The sequence below is a fragment of the Inquilinus limosus MP06 genome, from assembly GCF_000767795.1.
Taxonomy (GTDB): domain Bacteria; phylum Pseudomonadota; class Alphaproteobacteria; order DSM-16000; family Inquilinaceae; genus Inquilinus; species Inquilinus limosus_E.
In genome coordinates this window covers 1-624 of the sequence record NZ_JANX01001130.1, presented here as the reverse complement: position 1 = coordinate 624, position 624 = coordinate 1, and the positions used below count along the sequence as shown (strand labels likewise).

General features: G+C 72.6%; 1 protein-coding gene. It reads right to left on the bottom strand.

What is annotated here, in order from left to right; translation table 11 throughout:
• Window positions 1-215: 215 nt before the first annotated feature.
• The coding region (locus P409_RS39875; protein ID WP_034849902.1) for a DUF6504 family protein at window positions 216-624 on the bottom strand (409 nt) is incomplete at its 5' end.

Here is a 624-nt window from a genome sequence, read left to right as displayed (position 1 = left end):
GCGGCGCGCGTCCGCGCGCGTATGGGCAGGGCACCGAACTCGCCGTCCGTGCCGGTTTGCAACAGTCTGGGCCGGCTCAACCCGAGAGAACCCCCTCCCCTTAGCCCCCTCCCACAAGGGGAGGGGGGACTCAAAAGAGGCGATGTGTGAATGCCGCAGTCCGCGAGGGGAGGAAGGACTCAAAACAGGCAGCGCTCTGAGGACCACCCCGGCCATCAGTCGAACATCCCGTGCAGGAACCAGCGCGGCGGCCGGTCGGGGAGGTAGGGACCGGCGCGGTAGACCCAGAAGCGGCGGCCGCTCTCGTCCTCCACCCGGTAATAGTCGCGGATCATGTCGGGCTCGGCCCGGTCCTGCGGCCGGGCCTGGCGCCACCATTCATAGGCGATGCGCTCCGGCCCGTCGGCCCGACGCACGCGATGGGTCTCGCCGGCCCATTGGAAGCTGGTCGGCGGATCGTCCGGCACCTGGGCGATCACCTTGATCGGCTCCGGCCGGCGCAGCAGGCGCAGGGGGCGCACCCAGCCGGCCGGCCAGGGCTTCGCCTGGTCCGGCGCCAGCGGCGGGCGGGGGGCGACGCAGCGCTCCGGCAGGTGGCTCTCCACCGCCGCCGGGCGCCAGATC